This window comes from Pseudomonas sp. GM18, from assembly GCF_000282195.1.
GTDB lineage: Bacteria > Pseudomonadota > Gammaproteobacteria > Pseudomonadales > Pseudomonadaceae > Aquipseudomonas.
The window spans coordinates 33,251-58,032 of the sequence record NZ_AKJT01000049.1 but is presented as its reverse complement, the minus strand read 5'-3'; the positions used below and the strand labels follow the sequence as shown (position 1 = coordinate 58,032).

The window sequence follows — 24,782 nt, the reverse complement described above, 5'->3', positions numbered from 1 at the left end:
TTTCCGCATGACTTTCCCAACGGCACTCGACGGCCTGTTCATCGACGGCCAATGGTCCGCCGGCAACGAACATCTGCGCGTGATCAACCCGGCGACCGAAGCGCTGCTGACCACCGTTAACGGCGGCGATGCGCAGGCTGTCGATCAGGCCGTCACGGCGGCGACCCAAGCGTTCAAGCAATGGTCGAAAACCACCGGCGCCGAGCGCGGGGCGATCCTGCGCAGAATCGCCGCGGGCGTGCAGGCCGGGCGCGAACACTTGATGAAGTTGCAGTCGAGCAACAACGGCAAGCCGCTGTTCGAAGCGGCCATCGACGTCGACGACGTGATCGCCACCTTCGAGTATTACGCCGGGCTGGCTGAAGGCCTGGACGCGAAACAAGACAGCGCCGTGGCGTTGCCGAGCGACGATTTCAGCGCCCGTTTGCGCCGCGAACCGTGCGGTGTGGTGGGGCTGATCGTGCCGTGGAATTTCCCGATGGTCACCACCGCCTGGAAACTCGCCCCGGCCCTGGCCGCTGGTTGCTGCGTGGTGCTCAAACCGTCGGAAGTGACGCCGCTGCCGGAGCTGGAACTGGCGACGATCATTGCCGAAGCGGGCCTGCCGAACGGTGTGTTCAACCTGGTCTGCGGCACTGGCCTGGCCGTCGGCGCGCCGCTATCGGCTGATCCGCGCATCGCCAAGATCTCCTTCACCGGCAGCAATGCGGTGGGCGTGCAGGTGATGCAGCGGGCGGCGGAAACCGTGAAAGGCGTGAGCCTGGAACTGGGCGGCAAATCCTCGCTGCTGGTGCTCAAAGATGCAGACGTAGAGCTGGCCGTGGAAGTGGCGTGCGGCGGTGGTTTTTTCAACGCAGGGCAGATGTGTTCCGCCACCAGCCGGGTGCTGGTCGCCGATGAGCTGGCGGATAAATTTGTCGCGCGATTGAAGGCCCGCGCCGAAGCCATTCGCGTGGCCGACCCGTTCGACCCGAACGTGGAAATGGGCGCACTGGTCAATCAGGCGCAATACCAGCGGGTGCTGGGTCACATCGATCGCGGTTTGAGCGCTGGCGCGAAGCTGATCTGCGGCGGCAATCGTCCGGCGGACCTGTCGCGCGGTTATTTTTTGCAGCCAACCATTTTCATCGACGCGCCCCTCGACAGTGCGTTGTGGTGCGAAGAGATTTTCGGCCCGGTGATCTGTGTGCGCAGTTTCACCTCCGAAGACGAGGCGATTGCCCTGGCCAACGACAGTCAGTTTGGTCTCGTCGCCAGTGTGGTCACGCGTAATGCAGAAGCTGCGGATCGGGTCGCCAACGCTTTGCAGGCGGGGCTTGTGTGGATCAACGCGCCGCAAGTGATCTTCCCGCAGACCGCTTGGGGTGGCTACAAACAGAGCAGCATCGGCCGCGAATTGGGGCCGTGGGGTTTGCAGGCGTTCCAGGAAATCAAGCACGTGGTCCGGGCCGTCTGATAGCACGAAAACAGTGAGCGCATGCCTCGAAAGGAGGCATGCGCCAACGTCATGGCTTCAATGAGTTTTTATCGATAGTCAGGTGTTTAGCACGACCTCAGGATGAACCCGCCGGTACAGCTCAAGTCCTTTGAAACCGGGGACTTCAAGCCGATCTGGCCGCGCGGATGCAACGGTTGCGACCAACCTCATACTTAAAAAAACAAAGGGAGTCCTTCATGGGCGAGCACGATCTGAACAGACGTCAATTCATCAAAACCGTGGGCGTGGCCTCGGTTGCCGCGGCAGCCATGAGCATGCCGTTCATCCGGGCCAATGCCAGCGACACGCGCTTTGCGGGCAAGACCCTGCGCCTGCTGACCTGGTCCGATGACACTGGCCTGGCAGCACTGCGCAATATCGCGGCCACCTTCGAAGACAAGTACGGCTGCAAGGTCATCGCTGATCGCACCGGCAGCACCTCGGAAATGGTCGCTAAACTCAAGGCCGGCGGTGATCGTCCGCAGTACGACATCATCACCCTGGCCGGCGTCGGCGCCGAAGGCCTGGCCGCCGCCGGGCTGCTGGAAAAACCCGACCTCAACCGCATCCCCAACCTGGTGGATGTACCGGAGAAATACCGCACCGGCGCCAACGGTCACGGCATTGGTTATCTGTTGTGGTGCAACAGCCTCGTCTACAGCACCCGCACCCTCAAAGAAGCACCGGACAGCTACGCCGCGATGTGGGACGCCGACCTGGCCCCGAACATTTTCCTGCCGCCGCCGAACTGGACCGAGGCCATGGACCTGATCATCATCGCCGCCAAACTGGCCGGTGGTGACGAACACAACATCGAACCGGGCTTCAAGAAACTCGCCGAACTCAAGAGCCGCGTAGTGACCCTGGGCGAAAACCCGAACCAGATCGCCGAGCTGTTCCGCACCGGTTCCCTGGACATGGGCGGCTTGTACGCACCGGCGTTTTTCCCGAAACAGATTCGCGACCCAGCCTACGGTCTGGGCGCCACCTTCGGCATGAAGGAAGGTTTCTACACCGACCTGATGCTCTCGGTGATGCCGAAAAATCGTCCAGGCGATACCGACCTGGCCTATGCCTTCATCAACCACTCTCTGGACCCGCTGGTGCAGGGCAAGATGGCCGAAGACATCTACAACGGCCCGGTCAACGCCAAGGCGATCATCTCCGCCGAAGCCCGCAAGAGCCCGTACATCCTCACGCCGGAGCAGATTGCCGAGAAGGCGATCATGCACGACAACGCCTTCCTGGCCACCGTGCATGACCAATGGATTCGTCGCTACACGGAAATCTTTTCTTCCTGATTTCTGCGGTTTGAAGATTCATTGTGGCGAGGGAGCTAGCTCCCGCTCGGCTGCGTAGCAGCCGCAAAACCAGACACCGCGTTCTATCCGAAAGGGCGCGGTGATTGATTGGGGTCGCTGCGCGACCCAGCGGGACGGTGCGGCGATCCGACAAGCTCCCTCGCCACAGGTTTTGCCGAATCTCAGTCTTGCTGCTTTCCATTGACGAGACCCTTGCTATGGAACACCAACCTTTGACCCATCCGGTAAGCGCCGCGCCAACGCGCGCCGATCGGGGTGTCTCACCGACGGCGCGCGCGTGGTTTTTTCTCTCGCCGTCGATGCTGTTTCTCGGCGTGCTGATTGCCGCGAGCCTCCTGGTGCTGCGCATGAGCGTCGGCACCAAAGGCGCGGAGTGGTCCGGCTTCAGCCTGGCCAGTTACGCGCAATTGCTGGAACCGTACTACCTCAAATCCTTGTTGCTGACCCTGCGCCTGGCGCTGATCAGCGCGGTGATCGCGGTGCTGCTGGCGATCCCGGTGGCCTACACCATGTCGCGCCTGACCTCACCGTTTGTGCGGCGGATCTTCCTTGCGGCGGTGCTGCTGCCGTTGCTGGTCAACCTGCTGCTGCAAAGCTATGGCTGGCTGGTGATTCTCGGCCCGGGCGGGATGCTCAATCAGGCGCTGATGGGCCTGGGCCTGATCAAGCGGCCGATCATGCTGCTGTACAACCAGAACGGCGTATTGATGGGCCTGGTGCAAACCGCGTTCCCGCTGGCGGTGCTGCCGATTGCCAGCGCCATGCGCGGTGTCGCCCGCTCTTACGAAGAAGCCGCTGCCACCCTGGGCGCCAGTCGCTTTCAGGTGTTTCGCCAAGTGGTGTTGCCGATGAGTTTTCCGGGGATCATCACCGGCGCAACGCTGGTGTTCGCCTACAACGCCAGCAGCTTCGTGGTGCCTTTGCTGCTCGGCGGTCGGCGCGTGCCGATGCTGGCGGTGATGGTCCATGACCAGATCGCCCCGCTGATGAACTGGCCTGCCGCCTCCGCTGCCGGTGTGGTGCTGATCGTCACCACCCTGGCGATCATGACCTTATCCGAATACATCACTGGCCGTCGTCGGCGCATGCTGGAGGCTTCGCAATGAGCTCTATGATCAAGAAGCGCCAGTCGCTGTTGCCGGGCGATACCGGCAAGTTCGCCGGCATTCTGTCGGGCTTCATTTTGCTGCTGGCGGTATTGCCGATTCTGACCATGATTGTCATGTCGTTCAGCGGCGCGTCGAACCTCGACTTTCCGCCCAGCAGCTACAGCCTGCAATGGTACAAGGCCGCCTGGCACACCTTCGTCTCGCCGGATGCCAGCGATGTGCTGAGCCTGGGCAAAGCCATGAGCACCAGCCTGATGGTGGCCTGCCTGACCATGATCTTCGCCACGATCATCGCGGTGCCGGCCGCTTACGCGCTGACCCGTTGTGAGTTCCGTGGCAAGGCCGTGGCGCTGCAATTGATGTCGCTGCCACTGGTGTTCCCGATGGTGGTGTTGGGCCTGGCCTTGCTGCTGGTGTTCGACAGCCTGCCATTCCAGATCACCACTTCGCGGCTGGTGATTGCCCATGTGATTCTGGCGCTGCCGTTCGTGGTGAAAAACTGCACCGCGGCGATGCTCTCCATCGGCAGCGAAGTCGAAGAGGCCGCGCAAATGCTCGGTGCTTCACCGCTGCGGGCGATTGTCGATGTGGTGGTGCCGATGATGAAGTCGGGGATTCTGGCGGGCATGCTGCTGGCGTTCATCGTCTCGTTCAACGAATTCACCGTGACCTATTTCCTCTACACCATCGACGTCATGACCGTGCCGATCTGGATGTACAGCCGCACCGTGTCTTCGCTCGACCCTACCGTTTTCTCGTTTGCCGTGCTGATCGTGCTGATCGACTTCGTGCTCATTTGGGCGCTGGAAAAGTTGGTTGGCGAAGGCGGCGTTTCGTTCTGATTTCTTGAGGTGATTCAAATGACTGGTCTGATTCTGGAAAACGTCGAGAAACATTACGGCTCGGCCTGCGCGGTAAAGGATGTGAACCTGCATTTGCCCGAGGGCAAACTGGTGTGTTTCCTCGGCCCGTCGGGCTGCGGTAAAACCACCTTGCTGCGGATGATCGCCGGGCTCGAAACCCTGACCGGCGGCGAGATTCGCCTGGACGGTGAAGACATCGGCCATACGCCTGCGCATCAGCGCAATTTCGGCATGGTGTTTCAATCCCTGGCGCTGTTTCCGCACATGACGGTGGGGGAGAACATTGCTTATCCGCTGAAGCTGCGTGGGGTCAGCAAGGCTGACCAGCAGGCGCGGGTGGTGGAGTTGCTTGAGCTGATTCAACTGCAGGAAATGATTGATCGCCCGGTGGCAAAACTCTCCGGTGGTCAGCGTCAGCGGGTGGCGATAGCCCGGGCGATTGCCAACCACCCGAAAATCCTCCTGCTCGATGAACCGCTGTCGGCACTGGATGCCAAGCTGCGCGAGTCGATGCAGGTAGAAATCCGTCAGCTGCAACAGCGTTTGAACATCACCACCATCATGGTTACCCACGACCAGCGCGAAGCCATGACCATGGCCGATATCGTTGTAGTGCTGGGTGAACATCGGGTGCAGCAGGTGGGCACGCCGATTGAGATTTATCGGCACCCGGCCAATGAATTCGTCGCGGACTTTATCGGTTCGGGGAATATTTTCCCGGCCACGGCGTTGGGCAATGGCAAGGTCAGCCTGCCCGGCGGTGATGCGCTGCAAGTGCCGATCTGCAGCAGCATTGTGGCGGGGGAGAAGGTGAAAATGCTGATTCGCCCCGAAGACCTGCAACTGTCGCAACCGCAGGCCACGGCGGGGAATCGCTTGCTCGGCAAGGTGACGTTTGTGCGGGATATCGGCGCGACCATCGAAACCACCGTTGAGTGTTCCGGGGTGTCGTTTACCGCATTGAGCACGCCGTGCCAGGGCGTTGGGTTGAGCATTGGCAATCCGGTGTCGGTGACCTTGCCGGCTGAGGCGTGCCGAGTACTGAGCGCCTGAGAAAACACCACCACCCCCGCACCGCTCCCTCCACAGGGGCGGTGTGAGTCTGATTACACAGTCAACCGCAACCGCGCCAAATCCCGCAGCGGCGGTGCCCCGAACAATCGGCTGTACTCCCGGCTGAACTGCGAAGGGCTTTCATACCCCACCCGATAACCCGCCGCCGACGCTTCCAGTCCTTCGGCCAGCATCAACCGCCGCGCTTCTTGCAGGCGCAGCTGTTTCTGATACTGCAGCGGACTCATCGCCGTCATCGCCTTGAAGCGGTGATGCAACGTCGACACGCTCAGGTTCACTTCCTTGGCCAGATCATCGATGCGCAGCGGTTGTTCATAATTGCCGTTGAGCCATTTGATCGCCTGGCTGATGCGATGGCTCTGGCTGTTGGCGATGGCAATCTCATACAGCCGATGCCCCTGCTGGCTGCGCAACAACCGATACAGAATTTCCCGACGAATCAGCGGCGCCAGCATGGCGATGTCTTTCGGTGTGTCCAGTAAACGCACCAGGCGCAGCACGGCGTCGAGCATGGCCGCGTCGATCTGCTCGACATACAGACCGCGACCGGTGGGCCGTGTGGGCACGCCGATGGGGCCGGCGTCGGCAATCAGCGCGGTGATTTCCGCCGGGTCGATGTCCAGCCGCACCGCGAGGATCGGTTCTTCGGGCGAGGCATTCACCACCCGTCCGCTCAAGGGCATCGAGACCGACACCACCAGGTAATTCAGCGGGTCGTAATTGAAGTATTCGTCCGCCAGACGAACTTCCTTGCGCCCCTGGGCCATGATGCACAGGGCCGGTTGGGCCAGTCCCGGGGCGAACTCATGGGATTGGCTGTGACGCGACATGAACAGCGAACCGACGGCGGTGGCATAGGAGCCATCGTCCAGCGTGTTGCGACGGATGAGCTCGGCCAGTTCCGCGCGCTGTTTTTCCATGTCGGCGGGAAGCGGAGCCTGAAGGTAATCGAGCGACGACATGCAGGGAATCCTCCGTGAAGTGTTGGTCATGGGCTGAGCTTAAATTTGTGCAAGGGACAACGGTAGACACATCCTGCCAAAAGCTTGCCTGATTCTGCACGGGGTGACTATGCGGCGCTGTTATGGCAGGGCAACGCCGGTGAAACTTGCTTGAAAGTCATGTGGCAGCGGTGTGACAGTGTTTTACACGCTGTTACAGGCGTTTGCTGCAGCCGCGCAGGATTGTGCAATAAGCCGGCAGAAATCGACTAACGGTGACTGGGTTACGCCGCCTAATCTTGGATCCTGTCGCAGCCCGTCCCACGGCTGCCACTCGACTCCCTGGGAGGGTTGAACATGTCTACGCAGATCCCCGTCAGTCATATGGCCTTCGTTCGCGCCCGCGCCGGGCGTTCGGCAGAACTCGGTGCGCGCCTGAGCGCGCTGATCGAGCCGTCGCGCAACGCACCGGGTTGCCTGAGCTTCGCCCTGCAGCACTCGCAATGTGATCCCGAGCTGTGGCTGGTGTCCGGTTTCTGGGCCAGCCAACAGGCGATGACCGCTTACTTCGGCAGCCCGGCCATGCAGATTTTTGCCGAGCTGGTGCAGGATATGGTGGTCAACAGCCTGGATTTCCATACCTTCAAGGATGTCTCAGAAGCCCAGGCCCTCGGCCAGTCCCAGGCAGCGGTACACAAACTGGCCGGTTGAGGGTTTAATGGCGCAACTCTCCATTAGCCAGGATCCGCGACATGGCACGTAAAGCCTTTGAACACTTCGAAGCCGTTTCAGCAGTAGTACCGGGCGAGGGCGGTTACCACGCCGCGATTGCCGTCAAAGCCCTCGGTGGTTCCGGTGCCCCGGTTTTTCACAAAGTGCTGGAAGGCCAGACTTTCAAGACCGCTCATGAAGCCGACGAGGCCGCAGCCAAAGAGCTGACCCGCCTCAAAGACGTCAAAGAAGACGCCGACCTGCTCTGGTAATCACTTGACCGCCCCCGGGCGGAACATCTTGAACAGTGCCTCTGGCCCCAGCTGAAAATAATCCGCTGGCCCGCCGCCGCGCAGAATCGGTTCTGCCGCGGCGGTGTCGTACACCCCATCCTTCAATAGCCATTTGGCGATGTGTACGGCGACCACTTCGCCGAGTATCAGCCAGCTCGGCACCACTTCCTTGTTGGCGCGCTGCAACTGAATGATCTGCGTGACCTTGCACTCGAAGGACACCGGGCTTTCGGCGACCCGTGGCACCTGGATGATTTTCGATGCAGCGGTGGTCAGCCCGGACAGTTCGAACTCGTCGACATCCGGCCCGACCATGGCGCAGCTCTGGTTCATTTGCTCGGCCAGCGGACGCGTCGCCAGGTTCCAGGCGAACTCGCCGGTCTGCTCGATGTTGTTCAGGCTGTCTTTGCGCCCGACACTGGAAAACCCGATGATCGGCGGAATGTAGTTGAAGGCGTTGAAGAAGCTGTAAGGCGCCAGGTTCAGGCGACCGTTGGCGTCCTGGGAGGAAATCCAGCCGATGGGACGCGGGCCGACGATGGCGTTGAACGGGTCGTGCGGCAGGCCGTGGCCGTTGGCGGGTTCGTAGAAATGGATGTCGTCGGGCATGGAGTGAATTCCTGGGGGCTCGGAAGGCAGTCATGGTGCAAGGGTCTGCGGCATATTTCCAGTCCACCCGCTCCCACAGGGTTTTGTGTCGATCCGGTATTTTTGCTTTCCCCAGAAATGACTAAGCCCGACCAAAGCCGGGCTGTGTGGTGGTTCAGGGATCAGTTGGTGCGTGCTGCGTCGGTGCGATCGACGCTGTCGGTAGCGACTTTGGCCGCGTCGGTGCGGCTGTCGTCAGCGGCGCTGCTTTGCGCGGTGAAGACGGCGGAACCGGTGCGGTCGTAACCGTCGGCGGCGAAGGTATTGGCGGCCAGCACGGAGAGGGTCAGGGCGAGCATCAGTTTGGTTTTCATGGTGGTAACTCCAGTTTGCACATCGCAGTGAATTGATCAGACGGGAGGCAGGATGAGCACCGGGCATTAACCACCGATTAATCGCGCTCTTTTGCCCGAGTGACAGAATTTTCATCCTGCACTTACCTATTTTTCACCGCTCCAACGCCAGTCTGCGCACCGGTCAATAACCCGAAGAAACGACCGTCACGAATACTGGAGCTCTCCTTGAATGAATAAACTTCCTCAGATCACCCTGGCGTTCTGGGTGATGAAAATCTGCGCGACGACCCTGGGTGAAACCGCGGGGGATTTGTTGTCGATGACCCTCAATGTCGGTTACGCCATCAGCTCGCTGATCCTGATCAGCGTCTTTGTGCTGACGCTGGTCACGCAGTTGATCTCCAAAACCTACAAGCCGGTGCTGTACTGGATCGTGATTCTGTCGACCAGCACGGCCGGCACCACCATGTCGGACTTCATGGACCGTACCCTTGAATTGGGCTACGCCACGGGTTCGATGATCCTGATTGCGATTCTGCTGGGGATTTTCGCGGCCTGGCGCTTGAGCGGCGATTCGCTGAACGTCACCAAGGTCCAGACCTTCCGTGGCGAGATGTTCTATTGGATGGCGATTCTGTTTTCCAACACCTTGGGTACGGCACTCGGCGATTACCTGGCCGACGACTCGGGCCTGGGTTTTGCCGGCGGCGCACTGCTGATCGGCTCGACCATTGCGCTGGTGGTGCTGTTGAAATACTTCACGAAGATTTCGTCGGTGCTGCTGTTCTGGGTGGCGTTCGTGCTGACGCGGCCATTCGGCGCAACCTTGGGCGACTTCCTGACCAAACCCCATGCAAAGGGTGGCCTGGATTTCGGCACCATCGGCTCGTCGCTGGTGTTGGCGGGGATTCTGGTGGTGATGATTGCAGGGGCGTCTTACGTGCAGGGCAAGTACGCGAAGCAGACGGCGGCCGAGTTGTCTTGAGACCGAGGCGTCCTTATCGCGGGCAAGCCCGCGATAAGGACGGTACAGCCGTCATCAATGTTGCTATTAGTCGGTCTCGATCCGCGAATGCTTGCGGGTGTCTTTCATGGTCACGTACACCAGCAACGACACCGCGATGCACGCCGTGACATACCAGTAGTAACCGGTTTCCATGCCGATGCTCTTGAACCACAGCGCGATGTATTCAGCGGTGCCGCCGAAGATCGACACGGTCAGTGCGTACGGCAGGCCAACGCCCAGGGCGCGGATTTCGGTGGGGAACAGTTCGGCTTTGACCACCGCGTTGATCGAGGTGTAGCCGCTGACGATGATCAGCGCCGCCATGATCAGGAAGAACGCGCCCCACCAGGTCTGGATGGTGTGCAGGGTGGTCAGGATCGGTACGGTGAACAGTGTCCCGAGAATGCCGAAGGCAATCAGGATCGGCCGACGACCGACTTTATCCGACAGCCCGCCGATGATCGGTTGCAGGCACATGAACAGGAACAGCGTGGCTGCGGAAATCGTGGTGGAGTCGGAAATGCTCATGCCGACGGTGTTCACCAGGTATTTCTGCATGTACGTGGTGTAGGTGTAGAACGCCAGCGTGCCGCCCATGGTCAGGCCGACCACGGTCAGCAGTTCCTTGGGATGGCGCAGCAAGGTGCGCATGGCGCTTTCCTTGGCTTTCTCTTTTTTGCTGAACGATTCGGTTTCTTCCATGCCACGACGCAGATACAGCGCGACCACGGCACACAGCGCGCCGATGGCGAACGGAATGCGCCAGCCCCAGGCGTACAGCTCATCGGTGGTCAGGAAGTTTTGCAGCACGATCAGTACACCCAGGGCGATGAGCTGGCCGGAGATCAGCGTCACGTACTGGAAACTGGAGTAGAAGCCGCGACGTTCCTTGGTCGCCATCTCACTGAGGTACGTGGCCGAGGTGCCGTACTCGCCACCCACCGACAAACCTTGCAGCAGGCGGGCGAACACCAGCAGGATCGGCGCGCCGATACCGATGGTTTCATAGCCCGGGCTCAGGGCAATCAGCAGCGAGCCGAAGCACATCAGGTAAACCGAGGCCATCAACGCACGTTTGCGACCGGCCTTGTCGGCGTAGAGGCCCATCAGCCAGCCACCGATCGGGCGCATCAGGAAACCCACGGCGAAGATCGCGGCGGTGTTGAGCAGTTGGGCGGTGGTGTCGCCTTTGGGGAAGAAGGCTTTGGCGAAGTACAGGGAGAAGGCGGCATAGACGTACCAGTCGTACCACTCGACCATGTTGCCGACAGAGCCGCTGAAGATCGATTTGATCCGGCCGGCAGTGGTTTTTTCTTTGACCGGCACGGCAGCCGACCCAAGAGGCAGGGCGTTGGAGTTATCCATTGAAGGATCCTTCGTTTAATTGTTTTTGTGGAGCGCGCTTAAACGCAGCCTGCAGGGGCTATAGCAGGAGCTGTGCCAAGGGGAGGAGGGGCGGTTTAGAGGGGGTGGCGGATTTTGTTGAGCGGATTGTTGCTCAAGGTGTGCGTAAGTATGAGCGGATTTCCGCCGATCACTTGCTTGATCGTTCCCACGCTCCGCGTGGGAATGCAGCCCGGGACGCTCTGCGTCCCAAAGCCGAACGCGGAGCGTCCGTAGAGGCATTCCTTTGCTGCGCGTGGGAACGATCATCCGATCATGACTCGCTGATGAACATCTCCCGATTCAACCCATGCCGCTGCATCTTTTCATTGAAGGTACGGCGCGGCAGTTGCAGTTCTTCAAGCACCGCTTTCACATCGCCTTTATGCCGGGTCAGTGCCGCGCGCAAGCAATGCGCTTCGAAGGCTTCCTGCTGCGCCGCCAGTGACTGGCCGGGATCGATCCCCACCGGCTCAGGTTCGCCGAGGCCCAGCACTTGCCGTTCGGCGACGTTCGCCAGTTCGCGCACATTGCCCGGCCAGTCATGGCTCAGCAGGTGGCTCAACTGCGGCCCGCTCAACGGTGGAAAGGTACGGCCAAGACGTTCGGCGGCACTCTGTGCGAAGAACTCGAACAGCAGCGGAATGTCCTCACGCCGATCACGCAACGGCGGCAGACGCAGCTCGGCGACGTTCAAGCGATAGGCCAAATCCTCGCGAAAACGCCCGGCCCGGGCTTCATCCAGCAAGTCGGGCTTGGTCGCGGCGATGATCCGCAAGTCCACGCGGATGCTCTGATTGGAGCCCAATCGCTCAAGCTTCTGCTCCTGCAACACCCGCAGCAGTTTCACCTGCTGAGCCAGGGGCATACTTTCGATTTCATCGAGAAACAGCGTGCCGCCATCGGCGTATTCGAGCTTGCCGATGCGCTTGCCTTGAGCACCCGTGAACGCGCCGCTCTCATGGCCGAACAGCTCGGCCTCGAACAACTGCTCGGGAATCGCCGCGCAGTTCAGCGCGACGAAGGGTTTATCGGCGCGAGGGCCGAAGTCGTGCAGGCAACGGGCGACCAGTTCCTTGCCGCTGCCGGTTTCGCCACGGATCAGCACATTGACCGGCAGCGTCGCCAGATCCAGCACCTGCCGACGCAGCGTCTGCAAACCACGGGACACCCCCAGCAAGGTGGCATCGAGTTTGGCGCGATTGTCCGCCTGTTCATGCAGGGCACGGTTTTCCAGCACCAACCGGCGCTTGTCCAGCGCGCGGCGCAGGCTGCTCAGCAAGGTTTCCGGGCTGAAGGGCTTTTCAAGGAAATCGTAAGCGCCATCGCGCATCGCTTCGACGGCCATCGGCACATCGCCGTGACCGGTCAGCAAGATCACCGGCAAATCGGCATCGCGGCGCTGCACTTCGGCCAGCAGCTCCAGCCCGGTCATGCCGGGCATGCGCACATCGCTGAGAATCACCCCGGGGAAGTGTTTCGGCAGTTGCGCCAGGCATTCATCGGCGCGGCTGAACAGTTTCACCTCGAACCCCGACAGGCTCAGCCACTGTTCGACGGCGCTGCGGATGCTGCTTTCGTCATCGACCACCATCACCGAATTGAGCATCAGGCAGCTACCTCCAGATCAATGGGCAGCGTCAGGGTGAATACCGCGCCTTTTTCGCCATTATCGGCGCTCAGGCGTCCGCCCGCTTCGTGGACGATGGCAAAGGACACGGCCAGCCCCAGGCCCAGGCCATCACCCACCGGTTTAGTGGTGAAGAACGGGTCGAACACCTGGCTCAAGTGTTCTTCGGCAATGCCGCCGCCATTGTCGATGACACTCAGGCGCCACAGCTGTTCATCGGCTTCGAGGCGAATCTCCAGACGCTTGCAGGGTTTTCCCTGCATGGCGTCCAGGGCGTTGCGCAGCAGGTTGATCAGCACCTGTTCCAGACGAATCGCATCGCCACGTACCCACGCCGGGCGGGTCAGGTGCAGCACCAGGCTGACCTGTTCGTCGCGCAGCCGGGTGTCGAGCAATTGCAGGGCCTGATCCACCACAGACGCCAGATCCAGCCGTTCACGCAAACCGCTGGGGCTTTTGCGCGCGAAGGTTTTCAAGTGGCCGGTGAGGGCGGCCATGCGCGTGAGCATGTCGTCCACCGGTTTGAGCGCCTTGTAAGCCTCGTCGACCCGGCCGTGATCGAGTAGCAGCCTCAGCGTAGCAAGCTGCATGCGCTGGGCGGTCAATGGTTGGTTGATTTCATGGGCCAGCGCCGCCGACATTTGCCCAAGGGCCGCGAGTTTGGCCGATTGCACCAGTCCGTCCTGGGCGGTGCGCAAGTCGCGGGTGCGTTCTTCCACCAGTTGCTCGAGTTCTTCACGACTGCGCTGACGCAATTTCGCCAGCCGCCAACGTTGATTAAGGAATAACAACAGAAACACCAGCGTCAACCAGGCGCCGGCAGCGGCGAGCCCGGCGTTGCGGCGGTCTTCGAAGGCAATCTGCGGGCGACGCAGCAGGTGCAGCGTCCAGCCTTCGGCGGCCAGCGGCAGCGATTCCCAGAGGTAATCCGCCGTTCCGTCGGGGCCATCGACCTGGGTCAGCGCACTGTTGTCGTCGAAGCGTCGTACCGGTTGATACTCAAGCGGGGTCAGCGGTTGTTTGTCGTATTGCCGGGTGACTTTGAGCTCGGCGCGGTCGCTGTCGCTCAGCGGTTTCAATTGGCGATAGCGCCAGCCCGGTTGGTTGGCGATGAAAATGATCCCGCGGGCATCGCTGACCAGCAACGTGTCGCTGCCCTGACGCCATTCGCGCTCCAGCTCCGGGAATTCCAGTTTCACCACCATGGCGCCGAGGAACTCGCCACTGTCGTCGGTCACCGCGCTGGACAGGAAGTAACCGGGAATGCCACTGGTCACGCCCACCGCATAAAAGCGCCCGGCGCCCTGGGTGCGGGTCTGGCTGAAGTAAGGGCGAAAACCGTAGTTGTGGCCGACGTAGCTGCTGGGCAGGCGCCAGTTGCTGGCGGCTACGGCCAGACCGGTGTGGTCGAGCAGTTCCAGGGTCGAGGACTGCGCGGCGCCGTTGATTTTTTCCAGTTTCAGATTGAGCACCGCCTGCTGTTCGGCGCTGACCGTACCGTTTAACGCTGAACGCAGTTCCGGGTCCAGCGCCAATACGGCGGGCAGGGCACGGTAGCGGTCGATCAGGGTGTGCAGCGAATTGGCGTACAGCGCCAGTTGCTGATTGGCGCGGACGGCGTCTTCCTCCAGCGCCTGGCGTTCGGCGTGGCGGATGGCCAGGGTCGCGGCGAGGGCGGCACCGGCGACGATCAGCAGGGTGTACAACATCAAGCGCAAGGGGCGTGGAATGGGCAGCATGCTGGACGAACGGAATAGGGGTGGGCAGGCACCATACCATGGGGGCGCCTGCCGCTCTCACTTCACCTATCGCCCGCTCAGACTGCGCTGAACTTCCTCGATCCCGAGTGCAGCATGGTTCGCGTGTAATTCAATTCGTTGACCACCTTGTTTGTTACGCTTCGCAGGCTTTCGACGGTATCGCCGGCGCTGGCGCCAAGGAAGCTGAAAGTATGCATGGCGTCAACGCCTGCCGCGGCAAAATCCCTCTCAAGATTGTCCATGTTCGTGTTCAGAGCCTCGATCAGGTTCGATAGGTGGCTGTCGGCCTTGGCTATTTTCTTGGCTGACAACTCGGTGCCGGCGCCCGCGACCTCATGCACGATTTCCACGGTGCCCAATAGCGCACTGACTCCAGCACTGGCGCTGCCAGCCACATCAGGCGCGACAGCCTTGAGTACCAGCCCTGCTCCGGTGCCGGTTACCTCCTTGGCGGCTTTGAGCATGTTTTTCTGTGAGGAAAAGTTCATGTGGGCGAATTTTTGTTGAATGTAGTCCGTGAAGTTGAGTGTTTTATACTCGGCTTTGGTGATGATTTTTTCAGGGGACAGCTTGCCTGACTTCAACTTGACCGAGGCGCTTGCGCCCGTGCGCTCGGCCACATAATCCACCGCCAGGCTTACCGCTTTCTTGACAGCGAAACCCAGTACAGCGCCTGCCACATTGCCCACCCCTGGGGCTACCGCACCCAGCGCCTGTGCTCCAACGCCGACCACTATTCCGGCGCCGTAACTCATGCCCTGTCCCAGCAAGTGCACGGCGGTGCGTCGGGCCGAAGACAGCGCGTGATCGCTGGCCGAACGGTGGTTGAGGATCTGTTGTTGAGCATCCAGCGCCCGCCGCTTCGATATCCCGAGAATTTTGATATGGCGTTCAATGGAGTCGGACAAACTTCCTCTGACGACAGACTTCGCCTGGTCGGCGGCGCTTTGGGCTTTGCGTTGATCCCGTTGTTGAGGTGTTTCAACAAACTGATCCATGAAGTCGCCTAGCCCCAGCCCGCCGTTGTCGACAAAGGTCACGGGATTGTTGCTCACAAACGCATATAGATTCGGCCCGTCCACATCCCCCGCCGGATCGGCGCTGATCCAGCGACCCAACCACGGAGCGTAATACCGTGCGCCATAGTAGTACAAGCCGCTGACATCCATTTCCTTGCCCGAATACCGCACTGTCCTGTAACTCACCTCAACCGCCGAACGGGTGGTCAGGTGGGCGGTCGCGCCAAACGGCAGGTAGCCTTCATCGCTGATCAACTGCGCCTGTCCATCCAGCTCCTTGACTGCCGAGCCTAAGTGATCGCTCAGGGTGTAGCGCAACTGGTCTGCGCCGATGTTCGCCGGATCCTGTTCCCAGTGCAGGCAACGCGCGCTGCCCGGCCCGATGTCGAGCGTGATGACATGCAGTTCTTCGCCGTTGTCCTTGGTGCGGATCTCCAGCCCCGGCAGGTAGCGCACGTCGTGAAAGTGGCTGACTTTTGTCGTGTGGGTTTCGTGGCGTTTGTAGACCCGTTCGGCCTGGCTGTAGCGGTAATGCTCTTCATCATTTGAGCCGCTGCCATTGCGATCGACGAGGGTCACTCTTTCCAGCTGGCCCAGGCTGTTCCACTGCATTCGCTGGCCGGGTTGTAGATACAGCTGGTTGCCGGCGGGGTCGAACCACGTGGTGAAGTCCGGCGGCGGATCACCGGGTTTCCAGCGCACGCCACGGTTGCTGGCGGGGTCGATGAACATCTCGTGGGTATGGCTGGCGCCTTCCCGTACATGGATGGTTTTGACCAGATTGTTGCCGCGGTCGTATTCGTAGGTTTCTGTGTAATTGCGCCGGTCGTTGGGGTCGGTTGGCTGCGGGTAGCCCGGGTTGCCCGAGGGCGGGGTGTCGGCATATCCGGTTGCGCTGAGTAGCCGGTACAGCGAGTCGTAGGTAAATGTGCGATTGCCGTCGACCTGTTGGTTGGCGAAAAAAACCGGTGTGAAGGCGTGGTCGAGGATGGCGGTGATGTTGCCCATCCGGTCGTATCGGTATTCGAAGTCCTGAAGAACCGAGGCCGGATCCTTTTGCGCGATTTGCCGGTGCAGGCGTCCGTCGGCAGGGTCGTAGAGCCAGCGGCTAGAGACCCCGTTGCCGGTCATTTGCTCGATGATCTGGCCGGCAGCGTTGTACCGGGCATCCTGCAGGACCGTTTGCCAGCCGGACTGATCCTTGAGCTGCAACTTGACTTGCTGAAGTTGTCCGGCAATGTTGTAAATCGACTGTTGCCTGTGGCCGCCGGCGTCGATTTGCTCCAGCAGCGTGCCCAAGGGGCTGAAGGTGTGGCTGCTGACGAACGCCTTGGCATCGTGAAAGGTGCGGGTTTCGCGCAGCGTCTGGGCCGTCAGACCGAAGCTGTGAAACTCGACCCTGCCCGATGGGTCGTTCAGCTCGATCATCTGCCCGCGCAGGTTGTGCCCGGCGGGGGCCGAGGCGTCGGCGTAGCGGAAGGTCTCGACGTTCGGCGTGGCGTTTTCTTCGACGGCCACCACGCGCAACTGGTTGTCGTAGGTGGTGCGCCAGTGGTTGTCACGCTGGTCCCAGCGTTGACGCTCTTCGCCGGCAAGACCCGGCAGTGTCACGTGGCAGCCGGCATCGACGCTGACGATCTTGATGGGCTCGCCAGAGAGGAGATGGACGTTGCTCATTGCAGGCCTGGATAAGCGCGGGTCCCATTGTTCGATGAGCTGACCGGCGGTGTTATGGACATGCCGGGAGATGAGTGATTCCACGGCATCACCGGCTTCCCTGCGCAGGTAGGCCACCTGTCGAATCGGCAGGCCTCTGTTGTCATTGGCGATGACATCAGGGGTGCGTAAATACACGGATCCGGTCATTGCGATGGCCCTGTAGCATTCATAACGTCACCCGCCAGCTCATTTGGAAGCGTGCCGGGTCGTGTGATTACGGTATCGATTCAGGCCTGCTGTCGCATTGGCAATGTTATTCAGTGCTCGCTCTCTGAAAGGTTGAGCCGTTTTTTTATGAACGGTTCTCGCTTTGTCGGTGCCTACTCGTCCCAACCAGAGGTCAACCAAATAATCCTTGCCCTGGTGGCCTTCGTCGTAAAACTCATTGATGCCCAGTTCGGCAAAGTTCGCATTGATCAACGCTGTGGCGTCGTTGACTGCCTGTCCCAGTTGCTCAAGCGTTGACTCGATCTCGTTCAATTCGGAACTGAACAAGCCTTCTTCTGCCCGGTTTGCGTCTTCAGCGACTTTGGCCAGGGCAAAGCTCTCTCCGATCCCCGGGATGTAAGCCCCGACAGTTTTGGAGACAAGGTCAATGGATCCTTCTATCAATTCATCACCTGAGTAGGCGCGTAACCCGTCGGGACTTTCAGACGTTGAGAGTCCTGCTCTTTCTTTAAGCGTGTCGGCGCTGAAGGCGGAAGGGTGCGGCACAATAGGCGTATTGAGTTCCAATGGACTCATCAGTTGTGCATACATCCCGGTGCTTTTATCGGCGACTCTGTTGCCTAACAGCATGCCGGACAAGCCGCCTGACAGATGGGGGAAGGAATCGCTGAAGTCGGGAAAGGCGCCACCGGCAGCACCTGCGGCATGGAATGAGGAATACCAGCCAACAGCAATACTGCCTGCCTGATAGATAACGTTTTTCAGGATGTTCAAACGAAAGGCGGCAGGACGAGACAAGTCGCCCAGCTGCTGATTCAGTGTGTTCATTTCTCGGTTGACGGAAGACAGGAATTTGAAACCACTGATTATTTCCCCCTTCAACTGGCTGGGCGTTTTCTTTTCGCCAATATCGTCGAAGTAATTCAGTGGATTATTCCCCACAAACGCATACAGATTCAGCCCGTCCACCGCCCCGGCCGGGTCCGCGCTCACCCAACACTGCAACCACGGCGCGTAATAACGGGCGCCGTAGTAATAAAGCCCGCATTCGTCCATTTCCTTGCCCGAATAGCGGACGGTCTTGTAGCCGACTTCCCGTAGGGAAACGGCGATCAGCCAAGCGGTGCCGCCGTACGGGTAATAGCCTTCGTGGCTGATCAGCCTGGCGTGTTGATCAAGTTCCATGAGGCAGGAACCCAGGTGATCGTCGAGGCTGTAGCGCAGTTGATCCTGGTCGATACCGTCGGGTTTTTTGCTGACCCAGTGCAGGCAGCGCACACTGCCATGGCCCCCCGGCAAGGTGATGACGTGCAGTTCTTCACCGTTGTCGCGGGTGCGGATTTCCAGCCCCGGCAAGTAGATCACTTGGTGAAAATGCGTGAGGGTCGCGGCGTGCCATTCATGGCGTTTGAAGACCCGCACGCCCTGGCTGTAGCGAAAGACTTCTTCATCGTTGGGGCCGGTGTCACGCTCAACCAGCGTTGCGGTGGTCAGTTGATCGCGGCTGTTCCAGAGCAGAGGGCGTCCCGGGGCCGAGGTCTGCTGATTGCCATGGCGATCAAACAAGGCGCGGAAATCAGGGTAAGGCTCGCCTTCTTTCCAGCGCACCCCGCGGTTGCTGGTCGGTTCGATGAACTTTTCGTGGGTGTAGCCGCCCACCGCACGCTCATGGATCAACTGGATCAGGTTGCCGCCCGTGTCGTACTCGTATCTCTGTGTGTAGTTGAGGTGGTTGTTCGGATCACTCGGCGACGGGCGGCCGGGCAGCTCAGAGCTCGGGGCAGCGTCATGGCCGGTGGCGCGAATCAGTTGGTACAGCGAGTTGTAGGTGAATTCGCGGTGGCCGTCGATGCGCTGGTTGTTGAAGTACAGCGGTTTGAACGCGAGATCGTCGATGCGCACGACGTTACCGACCCGGTCATAGGCGTATTGGAAATGCTGGAGCAGGTCCTGCCCGGGTACACCGGCAGTCAACGCAGTGAGACGACCATTGGCGTCATCGTAAGTCCAGGTGCTGACCACCTGGTTGCCGGCGCGTTGCTCGATGATCTGGCCGGCGGCGTTGTATTGGGCGTCTTCAAGCGCGGGCTGCCAAACCTCGGTGGGAGCGAGCCGTAGCTGAACCCGTTGCAACTGCCCGGCGCGGTCGTACTGCATCTGTTGCTGATGACCCCCGGCATCGGTCTGGGTCAGCAGCGCGCCGAGCGGGCTGTAGGTCCGGCCGCTGAGGAAGGTGCCAGTCTCGGTGATCGTTCGACTGTCGTGCAACGGTTGGCCGTGCAGGCTGAAACTGTTGATCTCAAATTCGCCAGAGGCATCGACCTGCCTGATCAGTTGGCCGCGCAGGTTGTGGTTCGGGTCCTCCTGGTCGGTGGCGTAGGTCGAGGTTTCGACGATGCCTTGAGCGTTCTCTTCAAGGGTGAGCACGCGCAACTGGTTGTCGTAGGTGGTGCGCCACTGGCTCCCCCGTCCGTCCCAGCGCTGGAGGGATTCACCGGCCACGCCCATGAGGTTGATCCGCCCACCGGCATCGACACTGTCGACCTTGAGTGGTTGCCCGGAAAGATCGTAAACCGTGCTCAGGTTGGGCCTGAGGGCATCAGCCAGTCGCGCGTCCCGTTGCGTCACCAGGTGACCGACCGCATCGTACTGTTGGCGGGTAATGAGGGATTGCACCGCTCCGCTTGCAACGTTGCGCAGGTATTCCACCTGCCTGATGGGCAAGCCACGGGGCCCAATAACGGCCAGGGAGGGCGTACGCCAGCTGATGCTGCCGTTCATCCCGCAACCCTCCCGGCAGGCTGCGCCTCTGGTTCATAGGTGTCGTTGTAGTCATAACTGCATGTGAACCAGGGGTGCAGGATGCTGAATGCCAGATCGCCCTTGGCATTGATCGTTTTGACCAGCCGCCCGATGGCGTCATAAAACATCCTGTCGTGAAACGCGTGGTCGCGCATCGAGCTGTCGTTGATGTACCAAGGGACGTTGATGAAGTAGGGCCGGTAGACCCGAATGGTCTCGCCTTTATGGTTGTACTCGACGCGTGCGCTGACTCGCCAGCGCCAATCCGCCAGCGCCTCGAGCAGTTGGCCGTTTTCAATGGCGAGGTTGCCCTCCGAGGTCGCCACGTAGGCCACTCCCGGTTCGCCCCTTTGTTTGGTTTGCAGCTCGCGCCCGAAGCCGTCGATATAGCTGATTAATAGCTGGATCAATTGCAGCGGGTCATCGTGATAACGGTCAGCTTGTAGCACGACGCTGTGCACCGGTTTGCGGGGGGCGGTCCGGGCGTATTCGAGCAGGGTCTTTTCGCTTTGGGTGAGCTTTTCGAGCGGGCTCGGCAAGCGCAGGGCCCTGGCGCGGATACGCCCGTCGGGCAGTATCAGCCCCCGGGCAATCCATTCCTTTCTTTCGACCGCAAACGCTTCGGACGCCGTAAGTATCGGCATCCAGCTGAACAGGTCGGTGCGCACTGCACTGGCGGCAAACGCCAGTACCTCCTTCGAATTTTCGACGGCGTATTCGGTGCTCAGATCGTCCTGCTCAGGGTATTCGGCAAGCGGCTTGAACCCGACCGGTTCGCCCTCTTCAGTACCGAAAAAGCTGTGCACCAAGGGTTGACCACCCGGCTCGTACAGCACTTCCTGAATATTTTCGTTGGGGTCTTTGATGCTCGTGGGCGAAAGGTGATGGTAGTCGTAAGTCACTTCTGTCCTGCATCCATCCGGCAGTGTGATGGCGGTGGTCAGCAGGTGATAGTCGTCCCGGGTTATTTCGGTCACGCCATGGCTGGCGGTCTGCTGCACGGCGGTGACCTGGTAAAAGTCGCTCGCAGCGGCGTAGGTGTAAAAGCCGCTCAACGCCGACCACAGGTTCTCCCGCGCGTCCTCATCCGGGTCTTGCGGAAAAAACAGGCTCATGGGCTGGTAGCCGATTGTTTTCAGCTCATCACGAATATTGAAGGGCGCCGGGAGTCCGTCGTAGGCCGCGAGGGCCTTTTTGTCGAATTGGGCCTGTTCCAGTGGCCCGGCCAGCGGCGGATACAGGATCTTGCCATCGCTGTCCTCCAGATAGTGTTGCTGCGAGAGCGATGTCAGTTCACGGAGTGCCGTCCACTCGGCGCTCGCCTGATGCCGATCGAAAGTCTCGTAGCTAATCTGATCGGGGCTCAGTCCCTGCGGCAACGTACCCTTGGGCAAAATCAACGCATTGCTGCGCTGGCGTGACGGCAATCCCAGCAGCCAATAATGCGCATCGGTCAGGTCAATGAAGTCGGCGCGGGTCTCTGTCAGGTAAAACACTTGTTGCTGATCATCATGGCTATCGATCCACGCGCGCCGTTGATCTATCTCATCGAATGGCGGTTCGTCGGTTTCAGTGCGGCGCCGTGCGCAGTCAACGGTGAAACTGTGGACGAGCCGGCCGTACTCATCCCATTCCAGATTGACCACATGCTGGCAGCGCGGGTCTTCCATGAAGCGTTCGTATTGATAGCTGCGGGTCTCCTGCTCCAACACCATCAGTCTGGTCGGCTCGCTGTTGATTTGTCGAACCCGGTAGCGATGATCGCTTTGGGAAAACAGCCGTGCCGGTGCGGGATCGTCGGCCTGGGACACTTCACTGCGCAACAATCGACCGCTGAGGGCGTAGGCGATTTCTTGCTCCTCAGCGGCGCGATGCTGGCTGATGTGCTCGGTGCCTCGGGTCGCGTCGAACTGCGAGATCAAGGTCTGGCCCAACGGCGTGGCTTCGTCGTCGAGCTGGCAGATGTCTTTGAGTGCAACATCGATGCCTCGACCGGTGTGGAACCAGTTTTTCACCCGCATCGGTGCGGTGTGGCCGCCGTCGGTGTTCGCCGCCGTCAACTCGCTGTCAGTTTGATAAACCCGCCCGAAGCCGCGGAACTCCCGTTCCATGCCGTCGTAGTAGCCTTCGAAATACTCAAAGAATTGCTGCAGGTAGTTGCCGGTGATTTCATCGTCCTGACGCAACCAGCTCAGTAACTGTTGAGGGAAAGGCAGGTAGCAGACCGGGCGCTCCCGCGCCATCAACGCCCGGCGTTTTTCATCCAGCCAGCATTGCGCGCTGCTGACATGACCCAAGGTGGCGCTGTAACCCATGTTGTTGTTGCAGCCATTGAGCAGGTACGGCCGCTCGCTGACGAAGTGATACACCCAGTGCTGTGGCGCCATGTGCGGCACCGTCAACAGCAGGCTGGCGCAGCCAAGGCCTTGCAGGTCGGCGAAGGTCACCTGGCAAAGGTTGTCGTAGCGCACGCCCTCGGGCCATGGAACCCTCACCGGATCTGGCGCCAGGCCGTTGCCGCCGTAGTTGTAGTAGATCTCGAAGTAATCCGAATACAGATAAATCAAAGCAGGTGCGCCGGAGCCGTCCAGATCGGCAATACGCACCTGTTCGGCGTTGAAGTTCGCATACTCGAAGGGCAGGGCGCTGAACTCGATGCCCTGACTGAATGTGCCATGGCCCAGATTGGGCCAGCATTCGATTTTGTCGTGGTGGATTCGGCACAGCCCGGAGAGGTCGCTGGCGTGCATGTTGCCGAAAAACACCAGTTCGGAGCGGGCATTGCTGAACAGCGGCAGCGGCCTGAGCGGTTCATGGGGCACATCTTTCGCCGGCGCGAAGCCTTTTTCCCGCAGGTTGGCGTAAACCCGCACGCTTTTCGGGCCGATCAGGGCCATGGAGTCCAGGCCGTCGCCGCTCAAGTCGCCCAATTGGGCCAGTTGCTGGAAGTATTCCACGGGAAACTGGCTGAACGGCTTGAACAGTGACCAGGTGTGATCCGGATTTAGGGTGTAGTAACCGCTGCCGCCCGGCTGCGCGACGATCCAGTCCAGACGCCCGTCGCCGGTGAGGTCGGTGAGAATCTGCACCGCCGGTTTGCTGCCGTCGGCGGTGGGAATCAGCGGCAGCAGGGTCCATGGGCCATAAACGATTTCGTTTGTACCCGGCTCGCCGCGCAAAGGCTCCCGGTAATACCAGGCGTTGTCGTACTGGCAGAGAAAACCAGGCACGCCTTCACCGTAAAGGTCGACGCAGTGATAGGGCTGACCGTCGTTGAGCCCGGGCATATGATCGAGACGCAAAAAGGGCTCGGGCCGGGTATTGAGTTCGAAGGCTGAGTAAAAGTACTCCAGAGGCGGGAACTGTTTGACCCGTCCCTTGGCGTCGTAGCTCATGTAGTGGGCGGCTTGCAGCTGGTTGTAGCGCAGCGGTGTGGCGCCGTGTTCCAGCAACAAGCGATTGACCAGGACTTTCTCGGCGCCAATGTTGTTGTACATCAGAAATTGCCGGCACAAACGCCGAGTGCCTACTTCGAAGCCGTAGCGATGCATGTGCAAGGGATCGCTGCGTAGCGGCCAGGCGTTTTCGTCTGGCGCCTCAAACGGCGGCGCCACGGCCGGGTCGGTGCTGCGCTCGCCGTAATCGACCACCATCCGGAAGTACCAGCGCAGGTCCTGCGGTGCCTCATGCGCAAGGCAAAACAGCTCGGCACTGGCGGTTTCGTTGCCGTAACAGATCTGTCGCAGATAGCGCTGAGCCCGATAGTCATGGCGCTCATCGGGGACTTTGTCATCGGGCTTGTATTCAAAGACGATGTGCTCGCCCACGGCGTTCATAATTTCCACCAACAGCCACATGGCGACGCGGTGTTCGTTTTCAGGGTCGAATATCCGTGAGGTCTCCCTGTTCCCGTAGCAGGAGCACGAGCCGTCAGCGCCATAGACCATCCAGAATCCAGGTTTGCCGTCGGCCGGTGACCAAAGCTCATAACGGCTGAACGTCCCTTCCAGGCGAGGGATGTAACGCACCACCGAGTATTCTTCGGTACTCGAGCCGTGGCGATGGGGGCGCTGGCTGGCCTTGATCTTGCCCTCAGGGGTCAGTTCCGGCCGTAGCTCGGTGCCGTCGGCCAGCATCACGTCATCGGTATCGTATTTGGGCACGCCTTTACTGGTCCGGCGGCTGATGGCGCGGTGATTCAGAGTCCAGCTGAGGCCAATCGGTCCGTTGCCCGCGTTGCCGTCGTACTGAAGGGCCAAGTCAGGATTGAGCGTTCGCCCGGCCTGAAAAGGCAGCGGCAGTGTGTAGGATTTTTGCCCGGTGGCGCCGATTTCCCCCCAACTGCGGCCATTGGTGGCAATGGACGCTGTTTTGGCGATGGAGGGCGGGGTAATGAGCGCATCTGCATCATTGGCCATGGCAAAGACCTGAGAACAGAGGGCAAGTGAGATGCCCAGTGGGAACCCAAGTTAGCAGAGCGCCTGCCAGGCGTAACCTGTCAAATCTGATAGGGGGGCAAGACAAAATCCGGGATAAAAAAACGGCCGAGCGGTTTTTGCAA

General features: G+C 60.3%; 17 protein-coding genes. 8 read left to right on the top strand and 9 right to left on the bottom strand.

Annotation, left to right across the window (positions count from 1 at the left end; all coding sequences use genetic code 11):
- The first annotated feature begins 7 nt into the window (after positions 1-7).
- The 5 genes from PMI21_RS13050 (at position 8) to PMI21_RS13070 (ending at position 5,824) form a co-directional block, all read left to right on the top strand.
- Positions 8-1,456 (top strand): aldehyde dehydrogenase family protein, encoded by a 1,449-nt coding sequence (locus PMI21_RS13050; RefSeq protein WP_033064032.1) that lies wholly within the window; start codon positions 8-10, stop codon positions 1,454-1,456.
- Between the two features lie 218 nt (positions 1,457-1,674).
- A complete protein-coding gene (locus PMI21_RS13055) occupies positions 1,675-2,778 on the top strand; it encodes an ABC transporter substrate-binding protein (protein WP_007938850.1) in 1,104 nt (367 codons plus the stop codon).
- 218 nt (positions 2,779-2,996) lie between these two features.
- Positions 2,997-3,905, top strand: coding sequence for an ABC transporter permease (locus PMI21_RS13060; protein WP_007938849.1), 909 nt, complete (start codon positions 2,997-2,999; stop codon positions 3,903-3,905).
- Entirely contained in the window at positions 3,902-4,750 is an 849-nt protein-coding gene (locus PMI21_RS13065) for an ABC transporter permease (RefSeq protein ID WP_007938848.1), read from the top strand. The genes PMI21_RS13060 and PMI21_RS13065 overlap by 4 nt, the downstream gene beginning before the upstream one ends.
- 18 nt (positions 4,751-4,768) lie before the next feature.
- Positions 4,769-5,824: an ABC transporter ATP-binding protein gene (locus tag PMI21_RS13070; protein ID WP_007938847.1), complete on the top strand. Its 1,056-nt coding sequence runs from the start codon at positions 4,769-4,771 to the stop codon at positions 5,822-5,824.
- 53 nt (positions 5,825-5,877) lie between these two features.
- Here PMI21_RS13070 and PMI21_RS13075 read toward each other — a convergent pair whose 3' ends face one another.
- Positions 5,878-6,807: an AraC family transcriptional regulator gene (locus tag PMI21_RS13075; RefSeq protein WP_007938846.1), complete on the bottom strand. Its 930-nt coding sequence runs from the start codon at positions 6,805-6,807 to the stop codon at positions 5,878-5,880.
- Positions 6,808-7,143: 336 nt separating this feature from the next.
- Here PMI21_RS13075 and PMI21_RS13080 point away from each other — a divergent pair, with 336 nt between their 5' ends.
- On the top strand, positions 7,144-7,497 hold the full coding sequence (locus PMI21_RS13080) for a putative quinol monooxygenase (RefSeq protein ID WP_007938845.1): 354 nt from the start codon (positions 7,144-7,146) through the stop codon (positions 7,495-7,497).
- A gap of 41 nt (positions 7,498-7,538) precedes the next feature.
- A complete protein-coding gene (locus PMI21_RS13085; protein WP_007938844.1) occupies positions 7,539-7,769 on the top strand; it encodes a hypothetical protein in 231 nt (76 codons plus the stop codon).
- Here PMI21_RS13085 and PMI21_RS13090 read toward each other — a convergent pair whose 3' ends face one another.
- A complete protein-coding gene (locus PMI21_RS13090; RefSeq protein ID WP_007938842.1) occupies positions 7,770-8,399 on the bottom strand; it encodes a flavin reductase family protein in 630 nt (209 codons plus the stop codon).
- A 161-nt stretch (positions 8,400-8,560) separates the two neighbouring features.
- Positions 8,561-8,752 (bottom strand): hypothetical protein, encoded by a 192-nt coding sequence (locus tag PMI21_RS13095; protein WP_007938840.1) that lies wholly within the window; start codon positions 8,750-8,752, stop codon positions 8,561-8,563.
- A gap of 211 nt (positions 8,753-8,963) precedes the next feature.
- Here PMI21_RS13095 and PMI21_RS13100 point away from each other — a divergent pair, with 211 nt between their 5' ends.
- On the top strand, positions 8,964-9,719 hold the full coding sequence (locus PMI21_RS13100; RefSeq protein WP_007938838.1) for a COG4705 family protein: 756 nt from the start codon (positions 8,964-8,966) through the stop codon (positions 9,717-9,719).
- A 66-nt stretch (positions 9,720-9,785) separates the two neighbouring features.
- On the opposite strand, the gene PMI21_RS13105 is transcribed toward PMI21_RS13100, so the two are convergent.
- The 6 genes from PMI21_RS13105 to PMI21_RS13130 all read right to left on the bottom strand — a co-directional run bounded on the left by PMI21_RS13105 (position 9,786) and on the right by PMI21_RS13130 (position 24,639).
- Positions 9,786-11,105: an MFS transporter gene (locus PMI21_RS13105; RefSeq protein ID WP_007938836.1), complete on the bottom strand. Its 1,320-nt coding sequence runs from the start codon at positions 11,103-11,105 to the stop codon at positions 9,786-9,788.
- Between the two features lie 292 nt (positions 11,106-11,397).
- On the bottom strand, positions 11,398-12,732 hold the full coding sequence (locus PMI21_RS13110; RefSeq protein ID WP_007938835.1) for a sigma-54-dependent transcriptional regulator: 1,335 nt from the start codon (positions 12,730-12,732) through the stop codon (positions 11,398-11,400).
- Positions 12,732-14,492: a sensor histidine kinase gene (locus PMI21_RS13115; protein WP_007938834.1), complete on the bottom strand. Its 1,761-nt coding sequence runs from the start codon at positions 14,490-14,492 to the stop codon at positions 12,732-12,734. Before PMI21_RS13115 ends, PMI21_RS13110 begins: the two co-directional genes overlap by 1 nt.
- Positions 14,493-14,569: 77 nt before the next feature.
- The gene (locus PMI21_RS13120) at positions 14,570-17,398 is read right to left on the bottom strand and encodes an RHS repeat-associated core domain-containing protein (protein ID WP_007938833.1); all 2,829 of its coding nucleotides are present in this window, start codon (positions 17,396-17,398) and stop codon (positions 14,570-14,572) included.
- Positions 17,399-17,437: 39 nt separating this feature from the next.
- Entirely contained in the window at positions 17,438-20,200 is a 2,763-nt protein-coding gene (locus tag PMI21_RS13125) for an RHS repeat domain-containing protein (RefSeq protein WP_007938831.1), read from the bottom strand.
- Positions 20,197-24,639: a SpvB/TcaC N-terminal domain-containing protein gene (locus PMI21_RS13130; protein WP_007938828.1), complete on the bottom strand. Its 4,443-nt coding sequence runs from the start codon at positions 24,637-24,639 to the stop codon at positions 20,197-20,199. Before PMI21_RS13130 ends, PMI21_RS13125 begins: the two co-directional genes overlap by 4 nt.
- Between the last annotated feature and the right edge of the window lie 143 nt (positions 24,640-24,782).